Source organism: Vulcanococcus sp., from assembly GCF_044369115.1.
Taxonomy (GTDB): Bacteria; Cyanobacteriota; Cyanobacteriia; order PCC-6307; family Cyanobiaceae; genus Vulcanococcus.
On the sequence record NZ_JBIPMN010000031.1, the window covers coordinates 1 to 16,974 of the forward strand.

Consider the following 16,974-nt stretch of genomic DNA (forward strand, 5'->3'; position numbering starts at 1 on the left):
TGTTGATGATTGCCATCTTGGCCTGAAAAAGACATCTTGTTGACTACTGCCGCGCAGGTGGCTCAAGGCTATTGGTGTCATTGTTGATTGGCGGCAAAACTGTTGGATTAAGCCTGGTCTGCTGCGGTTGTGCTTTATTTTCCAGCTCATCCCTGTTAGCCACTGTCGTCCGTGTTGAGATCAGAGATGCATGGATGCTGTATCGGGTTTGGTGTTTCTACTGAAGCGCTCCTGCTGCATTCCTGCTGGTTTGGTACGTTTTCATTTTTCTGAGCGGCTATGACCTAGCTGGCATCACTTGATGCTTGTTCCTTCTCTAAAAGCTCTCCATGGCTTATCTCGTGAATCTTGAGGATCGTGATTCTCAGCTCGTTAATGGCGGCTGGGGTTCGTGGTTTAGCTTTTCCAGCACCAACTTCAAGAGGGTGACTACCAAAGTAGGTCAAACCAATACGGCCAATAATCTTGGCCTTGGTGTTCTGAACGGTGCTGGTATTGCTACCAGTGAGCAGATGAATATCTCAGAGATCGCTACATTCGTTCTCTGATCCAAATATCTCATCCAAACTCCTTCTGAACAATGGCACATCTTTCCATTCTCGCTGACGACAAGGCTCAGGTTATTGCTGGTGGTTGGGGTTTTTCCCGCATCCGTTTCGCCAAGGCCAGCGGTGTCTATACAGCCCTTGGTCAGGACAGTACCGTGAATAACTTGGGCCTGGGCCTGTTGGGTGGCTTCGGTGGCGCCCAAAGTCTCCAGGGCAATGGCTCCAGTATTGCCACGGTCCTCGGCTGATCTTCCAGTACTAGGGCCTGATTCTCGGGCCCTTTTTCTTCACCCATGAGAGGTTCTGATGTACTTATTCTGCGATGCTGAATCTCAGCTGGTTACTGGTGGATTCCGTATCAATGTAAGCCCGACGATCGCCATTTCCACTGCGGTTGTGACTGGTTTGCAGGGTAATAGCGGCACCAGTCTAGGTATCGGTGTTCTTGGTGACGGTGCTTCGGGATTGGCTCAGATCACTGGGCTGAATCTTTCGACCTACCTTGCCAATTTCTCCTTCTAATTCTCGCTCGCAGCCTGAGCTTGTGGCTCAGGCTTTTTGCTGACATTGACTTCTTGCTCTTTTCATCTTCGAATCATGCAATTTCTTGACGAGAAACAGGCTGAGTGTATTAGCGGGGGCAGATTCTCTTTAATGGCTGGTCGAGGTAGGGCCCCAGTCGCATTTCTGCTTCGCGGTTTTCTTGGTTTACGTGCTGGCGGTGGACTGGCTCAGTCTGGACTGACTTCGATTGGCTCTACAGCGATTGATACCACAGTGAATCAGGTGAATCTTGCCTTCAACATCGTGCTCAATGGTGGCTCCATTGTGAATAACCAGTTGAACGGTCTTGATCTTTCTGTGAGTGCCTGAGCGATTGATGGCCATGACCAACTGGCTGGATGCTGTTGCTCGCCTGCGATGGTTAAGACAGCTCCCTGGCTTCAACGAACGGACGCCAAGCGACCCCTGCGTGCATCAGTTCGATGAGGAGGACTGTGGTGCTGCCTGTTTGGCGACGGTGTGCCAGAGCCATGGCGAGCGGCTACCGCTTGCGCTCATACGGCATCGCGTGGGGACGTCATCACAGGGCACGACACTGCTCGGTCTGAAGCGTGGTGCTGAAAGTCTTGGCTTTCATGCCCGTGCTGCAAAGGCGGATGCCGCTCTTCTCGAGGATTTGGCTTCCTTGCCGATGCCGATCATTTGCCATTGGCAGGGCTGTCATTGGGTGGTGCTCCACGGCTGGCGTGGAAACCAGCTCTTGGTGGCTGATCCAGCGGTGGGTTTGAGGCTGCTTTCACGGGATGCGTTTCTGGGTTCCTGGAGCAATGGAGTACTTCTTGCCCTTGAGCCTGATCCCACTCGCTTCCCCGCCGTGGATGGCGCCAGTGAGGGTTGGCAAGCTGGAAAAGGATTAGGAGCGTTTTTACCTTATGTATTGCCTTTCAAAAAGCTGTTACTTAAGGCGTTGGTCATCAACCTGGCGATAGGTGTGCTGGCTCTGGGGATGCCTTTACTCATGCAGATCCTGACGGATGATGTGTTGGTGCGCGGTGATGGAGAAATGCTTCGCACCCTTGCTATCGGCATTCTGATGCTGTTTTTATTGCGGGCTTTGCTAAGTCTCTTGCAGGGTCTGCTGGTAGGTCATTTCGGTCAGAAGCTTCAGTTGCAGATGGTGCTGCATTACGGTCAGCACCTATTGCGTTTGCCTCTCACCTACTTTGAGAGCCGCCGCAGCGGAGAGGTTGTAAGTCGCCTCGACGACATCCAGAAACTCAATCAGCTGATTGCCAATCTTGCACTTGGTTTGCCAGGCCAATTCTGTATTGCTCTGATTTCACTGGGTTTGATGGCTCAATATAGCGGTCCACTCACCCTGGCAGCTCTACTTGGTTATGCCTTGGTGATTGGAGCTCAACTGGCTGTGCTGCCGGCATTGCACAGACGCACCCAGGGGCTGCTTGTGCAGTCGGCTGAAAACCAGGGTTTTTTAGTCGAGCTTTTCCGCGGCCAGGCTTTGCTTAAAACCACCCAGGCCAGTCCTCAGGCCTGGCAGGAGTTTCAACGTAATGAGGGCCGGTTGGCGCGCTTTGCCTGGAATGTTGGCCTGCTTGATCTCAAGGCAAGCACGGTTACCAGCTTCCTTGGGAATGTCACCAGTGTGGTCCTGCTCTGGTACGGCAGTTCGTTTGTGCTCAGCCAACAGCTGAGCATCGGTCAGCTGTTGGCCTTCAACGGCATGGGAGCCAATGTCTTGGCCTTCCTCGCTGCCATCGGTGGACTGAGTCAGGAACTGATCACGTCTCGGGTGGTGATGGCTCGCTTAGACGATGCGCTTCAGCATCCCGACGAGGAGAGTGTTGTCCGTGGCCGCCAGCAGGCGCTCATCCCCGCTGATGGGGACATTGTCTGCAATGACATTTCCTTTCATCACCCTGGTCGCTGCGCCTTGCTTGATCATCTCGAACTACGTATCCCTGGTGGCAGCACAACAGCCCTGATCGGGGAATCGGGCTGTGGCAAGAGCACCCTAAGCAAGCTCATTGCCGGTCTGTATCCACTCCAGCAAGGCACGGTGCATTACGGACCATTCAGCTCCCGCGACCTCAGCCTGGATTGTTTGCGGCGACAAGTCGTGCTGTTGCCGCAGGACGACACATTCCTGAACCGCTCGATCTTTGAGAATTTCGTGTTTGCCTACCCCGAGCTCAGTTATGAGCGGGTTGTGGAGTTGTGTCGCCTCACCCTCGCCGATGAGTTCATCCGTGATTTGCCAGACGGCTACGGCACGGTTCTCGGAGAGTTTGGAGCCAACCTCTCCGGAGGCCAACGCCAGCGTCTAGCGCTTGCCCGCGCCCTGGCGAGTGATCCTCCGGTGTTACTGCTGGATGAATCCACATCTGCCCTCGACCCAGTTCTCGAAGCCCGTGTGATGGATCGCTTGTTGGCTCATCGACTGGGGCGTACCACCATCCTCGTGAGCCATCGGCCTTCGGTGATCCTTCGCGCTGACTGGATCGTGTTTATGGAGAAGGGGGCGGTCCGCCAGCAGAGCCATCCCCATGACCTTCGCGACCACATCCAGGTTGCGCCCTACCTACAAGCCGCCTGATGGAAAGCCCTTCTTCCGATCTGCCGGTGGCTTCAACCGGCGAAGCTCTGTCTCAACACCGTCAGCCTGTGTTGCCGCCAACACTGCAGCCAGTCAGTTGCGACGACTTTCTTCCAGAGCCGGGTCCCTGGGCGTCGGCTTTGGGACGACAACTCTTGCTCCTACTCAGTGTTGGGGCCCTTGCGTTGGCGATCTGGCCCATGCGCGAAACCGTGACAGCTCCAGGCGTTGTGCGTCCGACTGGTGAGAACACCTTGGTGCAGAGCGAGCAGGGCGGAACGGTGCAACGCGTCTTGCTTCGCCAGAACCAATCAGTGCGTGCCGGTCAGTTGTTGGCAGTGTTTGATCGTCGGCCTTTGCAGGCTGAGCGGCGTCAACTGGAAGTGGAGTTGTCGGCTTTGCAGGCTCAGGCCCAGCAGGCCCGCAACGAACAGGCATCTCTTGACACCCAGGCATCCGCGTTGGAGCGGTTGAGCACATCACTAACAGAGTCGTCACTCCGTGGCGTGGAGCAGGCCAAGGCGGCACTGGCCTTTGATCGCAACGAACTACGTCGCTATCGCTCTTTGCAGTCGAGCGGGGCTGTGCCCCGGAGCCTGGTTGAAGAAAAGCAGGCTCGTCAGCTGGTGAGCCAGTCGGAGGTCCTCAAGGCGCTGCAAGGCGTGACGGAACAGCGGGCTCGTGGCTTGAGCGAGCTTGCGCGCTTGCGCCAGAGCTCCTCTCAAGCGCGTTCATCTGCCGACGAGTTGAGGAAGCAAGTGGCCCAGCGACGTGCCAGGTTGCAGCAGGTTGATCGTGCTCTCGAACTTGCCACTGTGCGGGCTCCCATCAGTGGTTCTGTGCTCAGCACCAACCTCCGGCATCCCGGACAGGTCATGCAGCCTGGCGAGTTGGTGGCTGTGCTGGCGCCAGACAAGAGTCAATACGAATTGAAGCTGCAGGTGCCTGCCGAGAGAATCAGCCAGCTTCGTCCCGCTCAGAAAGCGACCTTAAAGGTGAGTGCATGTCCAACGGCGGAATTCGGTGTGTTGCCAGCCCGTGTCACCAGCGTGTCAGCTGACATCATTCCCCAGCCGGGAGAGCCCAGTGGCACAACTGCGGCGGTTTACGAGGCAGTCCTGCATCCCCTGCAAACCAGTCTGAGGGGCCGTCAGGGGAGCTGCACGTTGCGCCCAGGAATGAAGCTCACTGGAGATATTGTTACCCGCCGCACCACCGTTCTGATGTTCTTGCTGAACAAGTTGAGACTGGGAACTTAGTGCTATCAGCGTGCATGATGAAGGGGACCCCTGTTGGATTCATTGTTTTGGCGTTGTGAGTTGTTGTCGTGGTTTGCCTGCCTTATGGCTTTTGTCGCTGTGGGGTATTCCCAAAGTGTTCTTTGGCAATTGCCAGAAGCTCGGCATCGCTGCAGGCTGTGTCGTCCACGATGGCAAGCTCCACTCGCTTTTCTGCGGCGTGATGGTGTTGCCTGAGATGTTTCTTGAGTAACTGGCGAAGATCGCTCTCGCCATGCCCGTGACCTATCAGCAACACGCGATCGGCTTGAAGAACTGCTTGGCTTAATTGATTGAGATACTCGTGATCCGCCGGTGCTCTCTGTCCGGCAACATCTCGATCATGGCGATGAGTCAGACGCTGATGGTTGCTCCACAGGCCATGCGGTTGCAGCGTTGATAGTTGCACCTCATCGCCATCCAGCCACCACAGGCGTGCGCCACGGTGGTCGAGGTGAACCACCAGCCGTTTGGCTTGTTCGCCCCGAGGCTGAGGCGCATCCGCAATCGGGTGCTCGGGGGTGATTCCTTCTTCCTTTAAAAACCGTCTTAGGCGCAACACCCCGTCGTCGTCGAGGAGTGGATGGTGTTTGCCTGATGCGGCATGCAGCACAACTGTTCGGCCGCTCGGTGCTTGCAGGTTGATGCGGTGATCGTCTCGATGTTCTGTGCGTATGCCAAGATGAATCAGCAGCACTTCCACATCGTCCATGCGCAGATCATGCTGTAGCGGATGGGCAAATAGTGCGTTCAGTATGCGTTGATCCTGCTGTTTCATTGCTGAGCTGGGAGAGCTATTGCGAACCTATGGATGCTCAAGAAGCATGGCGATACTCTGCAGCTTGCTTCAACAGATCCGCGGCAGCTGCTCTCCCCTCTGCAGGTCCAGGGGTCTCCGAGCACCTAGGTTGTTACGCAGAACTACTGAATGATCATGGTTGAGGCGTTTTCTTTGGATGTCTCGTTGTTGCACAACACCGATTCGCCTTGCATGCGGGTTGTGCTTCTGTAGGATTTTAAGAGCGCACTCAGAATCTTTCTCCGGGCAGATCACAATCATTCGCCCCTCGTTGGCCATGCTGAGGGGGTCTAGCCCCAGCAGGTTGCAGGCGCCGTTCACGCTCGGGTGCAGTGGAATCGCGGCTTCTTCCAGTTCGATCTGACAACAGGCAGCCCGGGCAATTTCATCGCTGGCACTGGCCAATCCGCCCCGGGTGAGGTCACGCAAGCAGTGCACTTCCACCTCCGAGCTGATCAGCTCCTGCACTGTGGTGTGGAGCGGCGCCAGGTCGCTCTCCAGCGACGAGCGAAAACCCAGCTCTTCCCGTGCGGCCAAGATCGCCACACCATGGCGGCCCAGGTCGCCACTCACCAGTACAGCATCACTCGCCCGCACAGCACTGGGGTGAATCCGCAATGGATGCTCCACCACACCAATGGCGCTGGTGTTGATGAAGATGCCGTCGCCTTTGCCTCGCTCCACCACCTTGGTGTCGCCAGTGATCACAGCTACACCGCAAGCATCTGCAGCTGCGCGTATTGAGTGAACCACCCGCTTGAGCAGGCTCATGGCCAGCCCTTCCTCCAGGATCAGCCCAAGGCTGAGGGCGACTGGTCGGGCACCCGTCATCGCCAGATCGTTGACGCTGCCGAACACGGCCAGCCGGCCAATGTCGCCCCCGGGAAACACCAAGGGCTGCACCACAAACGAGTCGGTGGTGAACGCGAGTGTTTGCCCCGGACTGTTCAGCAGGGCGGCATCGTGCAGCACGCCATCTGCTGGCGCGAACGCCGGCAGTAGCAGCCCCTCGATCAGTTGTTGGCTGAGCCGGCCGCCTCCGCCGTGAGCCAGGAGCACCGTTTCATGGGAAGGGGCCATGGCTCAGCGCTGGTAGCGGTAGTAGGCGGCGCAAGCTCCCTCGCTCGACACCATCGGAGCGCCGAGGGGATGGTCTGGTGTGCAGCGGTTGCCGAAGCTGGAGCAGGCGCTGGGGCGCAAGAGGCCTTGTAGAACTAAGCCGCTGGGGCAGCTGGCCTGCTCAGATGCTTGCTGCGCTGGGCCCTGGTGATCGTGGGGGCTCATGGCTAGCTGGCCAAACGCTGGCCTCAGGCCGTAGCCGCCCTGGTTGATCTCTCCAAGACCGCGCCAGATGGTGTTGATCGGTTCAAACACGTGCTTGAGCAGCGCTTGCGCTTCTCGGTTGCCCGCTTTGCTGACGGCTCTGTCGAAGGCGTTGTCCACCCTCGCATCACTCCGCTCCAATTGGCTGATGCAGCGCAGGATCCCCCGCAGCAGCTCCTCGGAGCTGAAGCCTGTGATCACCACCGGCCTGCGATGGCGCTGCACCAGATCCTCCAGTTCGCTATCGCCCATCACCGTGCACACGTGGCCGGCGGCCAGAACCCCCTGCACCGCACAGCTCGGATCGCTTAGCAGCTGATCCAGCACTGGCACCACCCGCACATGAGCCACCAGCAGCTTCAGATTGCCCACCGCCTCGGCCAGAGCCTGCTGAGCTAGAAGCGCCGTGGCCGGAGCTGTGGTTTCAAACCCCACGGCGAAGAACACCACCTGCCGCTGCAGCTGGCTGCGTGCCAGCTCCAGCACATCGAGCGGGGAATAGATCACGCGCACGTCGGCTCCCTGGGCCCGCAGGCTGAGAAGATTGCGACCGTCGCTACCCGGCACTCGCAGCATGTCGCCGTAGGAGCAGAGGATCACCTCCGGCCGTTCGGCCAGCGCTAGGGCCTGGTCGATTCGCTCTGTGGCGGTTACGCACACCGGACAACCGGGCCCGTGAACCAGCGTGATTTCGGGCGGCAGCAGCTGATCAATGCCATGGCGCAGCAGGGCATGGGTTTGGCCGCCGCACACCTCCATCAAGGTCCAGGGCCGCGTGGTGTGGCAGTGGATCTGCTCCAGCAGTTGCCTTGCCTCGGCGCTCATCGCTCACTCCAGTCCACGGGTAGGGCACCACTACTGCTGAGGGCCCGCAGATATTGAGCTCGCTCGAACGCTTCGGGGTTGGGGTTGCGTTGCTGGCTGAGGCTGCCGCGAAGGCTGGCAAGGCTTTCGATGTGGTTGTCGTCGAGCCATTGCTGCATCTCCTCGCGCATGCGCTGCAGCGCTCCAGGGCCGTGACGCAGCAGCGCACTCACCACCTGGCAGATCTGCGCGCCCACCATCAGCATCCGCAGCACGTCGCGCCCGTTCTCGATGCCGGTGCTGGCCGCCAGTTCTACGGCCACCCGGCCATGCAGCAGGCCGATCCAGCGCAGGGGTAGCCGTTGCTCGCTGCTATGGCTCAGCTCCAGGTGCGCCTCGGTGCTGATGGTGTCGATATCGATCTCCGGTTGCAGAAAACGGTTAAACAGCACCGCGCCGCGGGCTCCCGCCTCTGCCATTGCGCGGATCATGGCTGCCAGGCCTGTGTACCAGGGGCTGAGCTTCACCGCCACTGGCACCGAGAGGGCATTGCACACCTGCCGCACGATCTCCAGCTGCTCGGCCTCTAGTTCTGCGCTGGTGCAGCTGGTGCTGCTGGGCACGCTGTAGAGGTTGAGCTCGATCGCCGATGCACCTGCTTGCTGCAGGGCCTGGGCTGCCTCGCTCCAATGGCCGCTGTGGGTGCCATTGAGGCTGGCGATCACGGGGATGGAGAGGGCCTCCCGCGCACGCCGGATCTCTTCGAGGTAGCCCTCGAGGCCCAAGTGCTGGGGATCAACGGCCGGCAGGTAGCTCAGCGCTTCGGGATGACTCTCACTACAGAGGTGTTGGTGGTGGATCCACTCTTGCCAGTCGCGCTCGATCTGCTCCAGAAAGAGGGAGCGCAACACCACCGCTCCGGCTCCTTCCTGCTCCAGCTGCTCCAGCCGGTGGAGATCACTGCTTAGGGGGGCTGCGGCCCCCACCACGATCGGGGAGGCAAGCTCAAGGCCCAGGTAGTTCGTGGTGAGGGGGATGCTCATGGCTCTGGGGCCGAGAGTCGCTGGTAGAGCCGCCAGCGCTGTTGCAGGTCGCGCTGGGCTTCATCGCTGAGGGCACGTGCCTGCTCGGGATGGCTGTAGCGCAGCATCCGAAAGCGGTTCTCGCTGCCCATCGCCTCCGCCAGCGGCAGACTCGGGCTGCGGGAATCAAGGCTCAGGGCTGGCAGCCCCTGGGCTTTGCGTCGAGGGTCGTGGCGGTAGAGCAACCAGCGGCCGGCATCCACCGCTTGCTTTTGCTGCGCCATGCCTTTGGCCATGTCGATGCCGTGGGCGATGCAGTGGGAGTAAGCCAGGATCAGCGAGGGGCCGGGGTAAGACTCCGCTTCCAGGAAGGCTCTGAGGGTGTGCTCGTCGCGGGCGCCCATGGCGACGCTGGCCACGTAGACGTGGCCGTAGGTCATCGCCATCAGACCCAGATCTTTTTTGCCCGTGGCCTTGCCGCCGCTCGCGAACTTGGCCACAGCGCCTTTGGGGGTGGCCTTCGACATCTGTCCGCCGGTGTTGGAGTACACCTCGGTGTCGAGCACCAGCACGTTCACGTCGTGTTGGCTGGCTAACAGGTGATCGAGTCCGCCGAAGCCGATGTCGTAGGCCCAGCCGTCGCCGCCCACGATCCAGACGCTGCGCTTCACCAGATCGTCGGCCAGATCAAGCAGTTCGAGGGTCTGGGGGCTGCTTGTGCTGTTGTTGTGTTCGAGTGATCGCCGCAGTTCGCTGACGCGCTGTCGCTGCTCGTGGATGCCAGCTTCATCGCTCTGGTCGGCGTTGAGCAGGTCCTCCACCAGGGCCTGAGGCAGAGCGGCGCCGTGCTGGTGCAGCAGCTGCTCAGCGCGGCGGCGACGTTGATCAAAGGCCACGCGGAAACCCAGCCCGAATTCAGCGTTGTCTTCAAACAGCGAATTGCTCCAGGCCGGGCCTCTCCCTTCGGCGTTGGTGGCCCAGGGGGTGGTGGGTAGGTTCCCGCCGTAGATCGATGAGCAGCCGGTGGCGTTGGCGATCACCATGCGGTCGCCGAACAGCTGGCTGGCGAGCTTGAGGTAGGGCGTTTCGCCGCAGCCGGGGCAGGCGCCAGGGAATTCGAACAGCGGCCGTTGCAGTTGCTGCTGGTTGATGTGGAGCAGGTTGAGGTTGCTGCGCTCCACCTCGGGCAGCTGCAGGAAAAAGCTCCAGTGCTCGCGGCTCTGCTGGCGCAGGGGCCGTTGCGGCGCCATGTTGAGCGCCTTGCGCCGCGGTTCGCTGCGATCGCGCGCCGGGCACACCTCCACACACAGGTTGCAACCGGTGCAGTCTTCCGCTGACACCTGGATGGTGAAGCGCTGATCGCCCCAGTGGCCGTCGCGCGCTGGGGCGCTGCGGAATGCCTCGGGGGCATCGGCCAGCGCAGCTGGTTCAGCCACCTTGGCGCGGATCACGGCATGCGGGCACACCATCAGGCATTTGCCGCATTGCACGCATAGATCCGGCTCCCAAACCGGCACCTGCTCGGCGATGTTGCGTTTCTCCCATTGGCTGGTGGCCGTGGCAAAGCTGCCATCGCAGGGCAGGGCGCTCACCGGCAGTTGATCGCCGCGGCGCTGCAGTTGCGGTAGGAGCAGTGTCTGCAAGCTCACCGGTGCCGCTGCAAGGGCGGGCGGGATCGGGAGATCGGCTAGGGGCTTCGTCGTTTCGGCCTGGGCGCTTTGCTGCTCAGAGGGCACCACCAGCTCTTGGAGGCCGCTGCGGGCCGCCTCGATCGCAGCCAGGTTGGCGGCCACAACCCGCTCACCTTTTCGGCCATAGCTCTTGTGGATGGCCGAACGCATTGCGCGCAGCGCCTGCTCCAGCGGCATCAGCTCGGCCGCGGCGAAAAACGCCACCTGCATCACCGTGTTGATGCGTCCGCCAAGGCCGTGCTCCCGCGCGATCGCTGCGGCGTTCACCACAAACACCCGCAGCTCTTTGCGGCGGATCCATTGCTGCACCCGCTCCGGCAGCTGCGGCCAGCACTGTTCGGCTGGCCATGGAGCATTGAGCAGCAGCGTGCCCCCTGGGGCTGCGAGCTCGAGAAGATCGAAGCACTCGAGAAAATCCCAGTGATGGCAGGCCAGCAGCTGCGCCTGCTCGATCAGGTGGCTGGCGTGGATCGGCCGCGGGCTGAAGCGCAGGTGCGACACCGTGATCGAACCAGCCTTTTTCGAGTCGTAAACGAAGTAGCCCTGGCCGTTGAGGCCGGTGGCCTCGCCCACGATCTTGAGGGTGTTTTTGTTGGCGCCCACGGTGCCGTCGGAACCCAGGCCGATCAACACCGCCCGCAGCGTGTCGGGCGCTTCGATCGCGAAGGCCGGATCCACCGGCAACGACAGCTGGGTGACGTCGTCGACGAGGCCCACCGTGAAGTGGCGCCGCGGCGGTTCGGCGGCGAGGTTGTCGAACACCGCCTTCACCATCGCCGGTGTGAACTCCTTCGAGCCAATGCCGTAGCGGCCGCCCACCACCCGCGGCATCTTGCCTCCAGGCCAGTGCTCGTTCAGAGCTGCCAGCACCTCCAGGTAAAGCGGTTCGCCCTGGCTGCCGGGGTCCTTGCAGCGATCGAGCGCAGCGATGCGCCGGGTGCTGGCGGGCAACGCCGCCACCAGCATTTCGGCGGCGAAGGGGCGGAACAGGCGCACCTTCAGCACACCCACTGCTTCACCGGCCGCGATCAGGGCATCGGCTGTGGCGCAGGCGGTTTCACAGCCGCTGCCCATCAGCACGATCACCCGTTCGGCAGCGGGATGGCCGTGGTAGTTGAAGAGGCGGTACTGCCGGCCGGTGAGTGCGGCGAAGCGATCCATGGCCGCCTGCAGGTGCTGGGGCATGCCGATTTGGAACGGGTTCACCGCTTCGTGGGCCTGGAAGCACACGTCGGGGTTCTGGCTGCTGCCGCGCAGCTGCGGGTGATCCGGGGAGAGGCCGCGTTGGCGGTGCTGCGCCACCAGCACATCGGGCACCAGCTCGCGCAACACCGCATCGCTGATCAGCTCCACCCGCTGGATCTCATGGGAGGTGCGGAACCCATCGAAGCCATGCAGCAGCGGCACGCGCCCGGCCAGGCTGGCGGCGGTGGCGATGGCGGCGAAATCGCCGCATTCCTGCACCGAGGCCGAGATCAACATCCCCCAGCCGCTGCCGCGGGTTGTCATCAGATCGCTGTGGTCGCCGAAGATCGACAACGCCGATCTGGCCAGCGTGCGCGCAGCCACATGGATCACGGCTGCTGTGAGCTCGCCGGCGATTTTGTAGAGGTTGGGGAGCATCAGCAGCAACCCCTGCGAGGCCGTGAACGTGGTGGTGAGTGCTCCGGCCTGCAGGGCGCCGTGCACCATTCCGGCGGCGCCGCCCTCGCTCTGCAGTTCCACCACCTGCGGCACCTGGCCCCAGAGATTGGGGCGCCCCTCACTCGCCCAGGCATCTGCCCATTCTCCCATCGGTGAGGCGGGGGTGATCGGGTAGATCGCCATCACCTCGTTGAGGCGATACGCCACCCGCGCCGCCGCTTCATTGCCGTCGAGCCAGGCCCTGTCGCCATCGGGATGGCTCATGGCTCCGGCTCCAGCACCGTGAGCGCCACGCCCACATGCACCAGCAGCTGATCGCCGATTCGAGCCTCCGGTACACAGGCCAAGCTCACCTGGCGCAGCACACCTCCAAAGCACACATCCCCCATCCGCCAGAGCGGATCGGCGTGCTCTCTGATGCTCACCAATTCACCGGCGACGGCCAGGCACATGGCTTTCGGCCCTGGGGGCTACCCGTTTTATAGACACGCTTTCGGCGGCCAGCAGCTGGCCGATCGGCAGGGCGGCGTCGTTGCAGGGGAGCTGCTGCGGCCAGAGCGCCCGGCAGCCCTGCCGGGCCAGTGCCGCCACGCTGAGCTCAAGCAGCAGAACATTCTGAAAGCAGCCCCCGGCCAACAGCAGTTCCTTGCAGCCTTCTGCCCGGCCGAGTTCGGCGATGGCCTGGGCCAGGGCCTGATGAAAGGCCAGGGCTAGCTGAGGCGCAGGCATGGCCTGGGTGAGGGCTTCCAGCAGCTGCTCCAGGAGCGGCTGCCAGTTCCACTGCCAGGGGCTCGAGGCATCCCTGCGTTGCAGTGGCAGCTCCAGCGGACAGGCCATATCGCTGGGCCGCTCGAGGGCTTCCAGGGCCAGCGCCTCAAGCGCCAGGGCGGCCTGGGCTTCAAAGCTGCAGACCTGCGCTTGCCCCAGCAGCGCTGCCAAGGCATCAAACAACCTGCCGATGCTCGAGCTGCGCGGTGCGTTGAGGCCCCGCCACACGCTCTGCTCCAGCACCTCCAGCTCGTTGTCGCTGAAGGCTGTGCGCCAGCTGAGGCCGGGCAGCGGCGCCAGCCGGTCCCGCCAGCTTGGTCCGTAGGCCTCCAACAGCAATCCGAGGGCGGCCCGGCGCGGTTCCCGCTGCGCCCGCTCAGACCCCGGCAGCGGCCAGGGGCGCAGATAGGCGATACGCCTGTAGCCATTAGGAGTGATAGCCAAGGCTTCGCCGCCCCAGAGGCTGCCGTCGTCTCCCTGGCCGGCGCCATCCCAGGCCACACCCAGCGCGGGCCCCTCGATCCGATGCTCCGCCATCACGGCCAGCAGGTGGGCGTGGTGGTGCTGCACGGCGCTCAGCGGCAGCTGATGGCGTGCGGCCAGCTCTGTGGCCCAGGCGCTGGCGCTGTAGCCCGGGTGCTGGTCGCAGGCCAGGTGGCTCATGCCTAAGCCATGGCGCTGCAACCAGTCGCGGCAGGTGCGCTGGTGATGGGCGGCGCCCGCCACACTGCTCAGATCCCCCAGATCAGGGCTCAAGAGCCGGTGGCTCGCGGTTTGCAGCGCCACGGCTCCTTTGATCTGGGCGCCCAGTCCCATCCCACCGGCGTTGCTGCTGGGATGCGGAAGCGCCACAGGGGCCAGGCCGCGCCCCAGGCGCAGGGTGAGGGCCCCTCCGGCGGCCCAACGCTGCACGCTGTCATCGATGCGGTTCACCACCGGCAGGGTGTGGCTGAGCACGTGATCGGCCAGCTCTTGAAGGGTTGCGGCATCCGCAGTGGCGTTGGCACAGAGCGGTTCGCCGGAGCGGTTGGCACTGGTGGCCACCACCACACCGCCGTAGGCCTCCAACAGGAGTTGTTGCAGGCCGGAGCTGGCGCGCATCACTCCCAGCCATGGGCTGCTGCCGGCCACCTCCTCCGACATTTCGGATCGCCGATCTTGTTGGCTGCGCAGCAGCAGGATCGGAGCCGCGGGCCCATGCCACAGCTCCCGTTCGCCGGCATGGCTGCAGCAATGGCTCTCCATCCAGGCACTGCTGGCCAGCAGTGCCAGGGGTTTGTGGGGGCGCCCCTTGCGCTGGCGCAGCCGTTGCAGCGCCTCACCATTGGCTGGATCCACCAGCAGCTGGAAGCCACCCACCCCCTGCAGGGCCACGATGCTCCCCTCGGTCAGGGCGGCGGCCGCGGCTCGGATTCCAGCGGCGCTGCTGATCGGTTGGCCATCCCAGCGCAGCTCTGGTCCGCAGGCTGGGCAACTGATGGTTTGGGCGTGAAAGCGCCGATCGGCTGGATCGTTGAACTCACTCCGGCACTGCTCACACAGCGGAAAGTGGCGGAAGCTGGTGTGCTCCCGTTCAAACGGCAGCCGCTCCCCCACGCTGTAACGCGGCCCGCAATCGGTGCAGCTGATGAACGGGTAGCCGTGGCGGCGGTTGGCGGGATCGCGGAGCTCTTCCAGGCAGCAGGCGCAGATCGCCAGATCGGGGCTTACTGGCGCTGTGCCGCTGCCACCGGTTTGCGGCTCCAGGATTCGTACCCCGGCCGTGGGGGTGGCTTCGTTGCTCGGGTGGGCCTGCACGGGCTGCCAGCGGCAGATCTCCTGATCGATGCGAGCCCGGGCCGGTGGCTTGGTCAGCAGGCTGTGGCGAAACGCCTCCAAGGCAGGCCTTGAACCCTTCAACTCCAGCTGCACGCCGCTGCTGCTGTTGGCCACCGTGCCGCGCAGGCCGTGCAGCAGCGCCAGCCTCACCACATGGGGGCGCAAGCCCACCCCCTGCACCAGGCCCTGGAGCTCCAGGCTCAGGTGTTGTTCGGCATGGGGATCAGGCGGCCTTGGCATCCAACCAACGGATGAGGACATCCAGCCCCTTTCCGGTGTGGGCGGAGAGCTCAAACAATGTGGCCTGAGGAGCGATCGCGCTGAGGTTGGCGATGGCGATACAGCGATCGAAACCCACCGCCTCCGCGAGATCGATCTTGTTGATCACTACCGCGTCGGCGCTCTTGAACAGGGCGGGGTATTTGAGCGGCTTGTCTTCGCCTTCCGTCACCGACAACAGCGCGATTCGCCGCTGCTCACCCAGATCAAAGGCCGCAGGGCACACCAGGTTGCCAACGTTTTCGATCACGAGCAGGTCAATGCCACTGCAATCGAGCTGGCTGAAGGCCTGATCCACCAGTGCCGCATCGAGGTGGCACAGATCTCCCGTGCGGATCTGCACCGCTCGGGCTCCAGCCCGCTGCAGGCGCCGGGCGTCGTTGTCGGTGGCCAGATCACCCACGATCACCCCAATTGGCGGGCGGGGCCAGCGGTGCGCCAGCTGCTCGAGCAAGGCGGTTTTGCCCGAACCTGGTGCCGACAGCAGATTGATCGTGCGCAGGCCATGGCGGTGGAAGTGGTCGCGGTTCTGTCCGGCCTGGCTCTCGTTTCGTCTGAGCAGAGGGTGATGCAGCTCGAGTCGCCGGCGCGGCAGTGGTGCCACCTGGGGTTGATCGCAGCCGCATTGTCCGCACACCTACGACACCTCCAGCGCCACAAGCTCCAGCTCCCGTCCCTGCAGCACTTGCCGGCTGATGGCACCGCATTGGGGACAGGCGTAAATCACATCCAGCGGGCTGAAGGCTTTCGCACAGTGTGGGCAGAAACAGCGGGTTGGAACCACATCGAGCTGCAGTTCTGCCGTCTGCCAGGGAGCCGTTAACGCCACTACGGCGAAGGCCTGGCGAAGAGCCTCGGAGTTGACCCCACCCAGCTCTCCCACCCGCAGCTCTATCCGATGGATCTGGCTTGCCCCTCGCTCCTCGGCGACGGCAGCAGCCAGGGTGCAGAGCTCCTGCAGCAGAGCTAACTCATGCATGGCGTGCACCCCAGGCCAGGACCATGGGCACGGCGTTGCGGCAGGCGGCGGCGGTTTCGGCTGACAGTCGATCACCCACCTGCCATTGCTTACCGGGGATCAGCAGTTGCCAGGCTGGAGGGCAGGGCCCATACAGCGCAGCGCTCAGCGCCAGCAAGCGCGATGGGGTGAGCGCATGGCCGCTGGGATCACCATGGGGTGAGGATTCGAGGGGTTGCAGGTAGGCGCCACCGGGGGCTTGGGCTGTTGGCTCAGAGGCATCGCGCATCTGTGCATCGATAAACAGCACGGCGCGGGCCCGGCTGATGGGTTCGGCCAGCTCAGGGGTGAGTTGGTCGCAGACCAACACCTGCATGTTGTTTGCGTGGGCTTCGAGTGCTTCGGCTACGCAGATACCGGCTCCGTCATCGCTGCGCAGGCCGTTGCCGATGCCGATCACCAGGGTCTGGCTGCGCTCCATCGCTAATCGCGCCGCCGCTGCTGCAACAGCTCACCTGCGGCGCTGAACAGCTCCACCTGCAGCGGCATCTGGCCGGCGGCATGGGTGCTGCACGAGAGACAGGGATCAAAGCAGCGGATGCCCGCTTCCACGCGGTTGAGCAGCGCCTCGCTCAGATTGTGCCCTTTGAGGTAGTGACGAGCGATCTGAGTAATGGTGCGGTTCATGGCGCTGTTGTTCTGCCCCGTGGCAATGATCAGATTCACCCGCTCGATCAAGCCATTGGCATCCACCCGATAGCGGTGCAGCAGGGTGCCGCGGGGAGCTTCACTCACCCCCACCGCCTCATGGCAATTCACGCTGGCTCGGGCGCGCACATGGGTTGCCGTGAGCTCGGGATCGTCGAGCAGCTGCTCCATGTGCTCCAGGCAGGCCAGGATTTCGATCAACCGCGCTAGGTGATAC

17 protein-coding genes are annotated in these 16,974 nt (G+C 62.6%); 6 read left to right on the top strand and 11 right to left on the bottom strand.

Features of this window, described 5'->3' with window-relative positions; all coding sequences use genetic code 11:
• The first annotated feature begins 329 nt into the window (after positions 1-329).
• The 6 genes from ACIQ2E_RS03695 (at position 330) to ACIQ2E_RS03720 (ending at position 4,925) form a co-directional block, all read left to right on the top strand.
• Positions 330-548 carry a hypothetical protein gene (locus tag ACIQ2E_RS03695; protein WP_398326344.1) on the top strand — a complete coding sequence of 73 codons (219 nt, stop codon included), beginning with the start codon at positions 330-332 and terminating at the stop codon, positions 546-548.
• A 32-nt stretch (positions 549-580) separates the two neighbouring features.
• Positions 581-796 (top strand): hypothetical protein, encoded by a 216-nt coding sequence (locus ACIQ2E_RS03700; protein WP_296369600.1) that lies wholly within the window; start codon positions 581-583, stop codon positions 794-796.
• Between the two features lie 58 nt (positions 797-854).
• Complete coding sequence (locus ACIQ2E_RS03705) at positions 855-1,070, top strand: hypothetical protein (RefSeq protein ID WP_296369602.1); 216 nt, start codon at positions 855-857, stop codon at positions 1,068-1,070.
• A 75-nt stretch (positions 1,071-1,145) separates the two neighbouring features.
• Entirely contained in the window at positions 1,146-1,421 is a 276-nt protein-coding gene (locus ACIQ2E_RS03710) for a hypothetical protein (RefSeq protein WP_398326349.1), read from the top strand.
• A 7-nt stretch (positions 1,422-1,428) separates the two neighbouring features.
• Complete coding sequence (locus tag ACIQ2E_RS03715; protein ID WP_398326352.1) at positions 1,429-3,666, top strand: peptidase domain-containing ABC transporter; 2,238 nt, start codon at positions 1,429-1,431, stop codon at positions 3,664-3,666.
• 257 nt (positions 3,667-3,923) lie between these two features.
• Positions 3,924-4,925: an HlyD family secretion protein gene (locus ACIQ2E_RS03720; RefSeq protein WP_398326386.1), complete on the top strand. Its 1,002-nt coding sequence runs from the start codon at positions 3,924-3,926 to the stop codon at positions 4,923-4,925.
• Between the two features lie 82 nt (positions 4,926-5,007).
• On the opposite strand, the gene ACIQ2E_RS03725 is transcribed toward ACIQ2E_RS03720, so the two are convergent.
• From ACIQ2E_RS03725 to ACIQ2E_RS03775, 11 genes are all read right to left on the bottom strand, one after another.
• The gene (locus ACIQ2E_RS03725; RefSeq protein ID WP_398326355.1) at positions 5,008-5,721 is read right to left on the bottom strand and encodes a hypothetical protein; all 714 of its coding nucleotides are present in this window, start codon (positions 5,719-5,721) and stop codon (positions 5,008-5,010) included.
• A 69-nt stretch (positions 5,722-5,790) separates the two neighbouring features.
• The gene (hypE, locus tag ACIQ2E_RS03730; protein ID WP_398326358.1) at positions 5,791-6,822 is read right to left on the bottom strand and encodes a hydrogenase expression/formation protein HypE; all 1,032 of its coding nucleotides are present in this window, start codon (positions 6,820-6,822) and stop codon (positions 5,791-5,793) included.
• A gap of 3 nt (positions 6,823-6,825) precedes the next feature.
• Positions 6,826-7,890, bottom strand: a complete 1,065-nt coding sequence (hypD, locus tag ACIQ2E_RS03735; RefSeq protein WP_398326360.1) for a hydrogenase formation protein HypD — start codon at positions 7,888-7,890, stop codon at positions 6,826-6,828.
• Positions 7,887-8,912: a dihydroorotate dehydrogenase-like protein gene (locus ACIQ2E_RS03740; RefSeq protein ID WP_398326363.1), complete on the bottom strand. Its 1,026-nt coding sequence runs from the start codon at positions 8,910-8,912 to the stop codon at positions 7,887-7,889. The genes hypD and ACIQ2E_RS03740 overlap by 4 nt, the downstream gene beginning before the upstream one ends.
• Positions 8,909-12,490, bottom strand: a complete 3,582-nt coding sequence (nifJ, locus tag ACIQ2E_RS03745; RefSeq protein ID WP_398326366.1) for a pyruvate:ferredoxin (flavodoxin) oxidoreductase — start codon at positions 12,488-12,490, stop codon at positions 8,909-8,911. The genes ACIQ2E_RS03740 and nifJ overlap by 4 nt, the downstream gene beginning before the upstream one ends.
• Positions 12,487-12,678, bottom strand: coding sequence for a HypC/HybG/HupF family hydrogenase formation chaperone (locus ACIQ2E_RS03750; RefSeq protein WP_398326368.1), 192 nt, complete (start codon positions 12,676-12,678; stop codon positions 12,487-12,489). Before ACIQ2E_RS03750 ends, nifJ begins: the two co-directional genes overlap by 4 nt.
• The gene (hypF, locus tag ACIQ2E_RS03755) at positions 12,656-15,052 is read right to left on the bottom strand and encodes a carbamoyltransferase HypF (RefSeq protein WP_398326371.1); all 2,397 of its coding nucleotides are present in this window, start codon (positions 15,050-15,052) and stop codon (positions 12,656-12,658) included. The genes ACIQ2E_RS03750 and hypF overlap by 23 nt, the downstream gene beginning before the upstream one ends.
• Positions 15,036-15,695 (bottom strand): hydrogenase nickel incorporation protein HypB, encoded by a 660-nt coding sequence (gene hypB, locus ACIQ2E_RS03760; protein WP_398326374.1) that lies wholly within the window; start codon positions 15,693-15,695, stop codon positions 15,036-15,038. The genes hypF and hypB overlap by 17 nt, the downstream gene beginning before the upstream one ends.
• A 33-nt stretch (positions 15,696-15,728) precedes the next feature.
• Positions 15,729-16,070: a hydrogenase maturation nickel metallochaperone HypA gene (gene hypA / locus ACIQ2E_RS03765; RefSeq protein WP_398326377.1), complete on the bottom strand. Its 342-nt coding sequence runs from the start codon at positions 16,068-16,070 to the stop codon at positions 15,729-15,731.
• Entirely contained in the window at positions 16,063-16,530 is a 468-nt protein-coding gene (locus ACIQ2E_RS03770) for a hydrogenase maturation protease (protein WP_398326380.1), read from the bottom strand. The genes hypA and ACIQ2E_RS03770 overlap by 8 nt, the downstream gene beginning before the upstream one ends.
• Positions 16,531-16,532: 2 nt before the next feature.
• Positions 16,533-16,974 (bottom strand): nickel-dependent hydrogenase large subunit (locus tag ACIQ2E_RS03775; protein WP_398326383.1); only part of this gene is annotated, 442 nt, incomplete at its 5' end.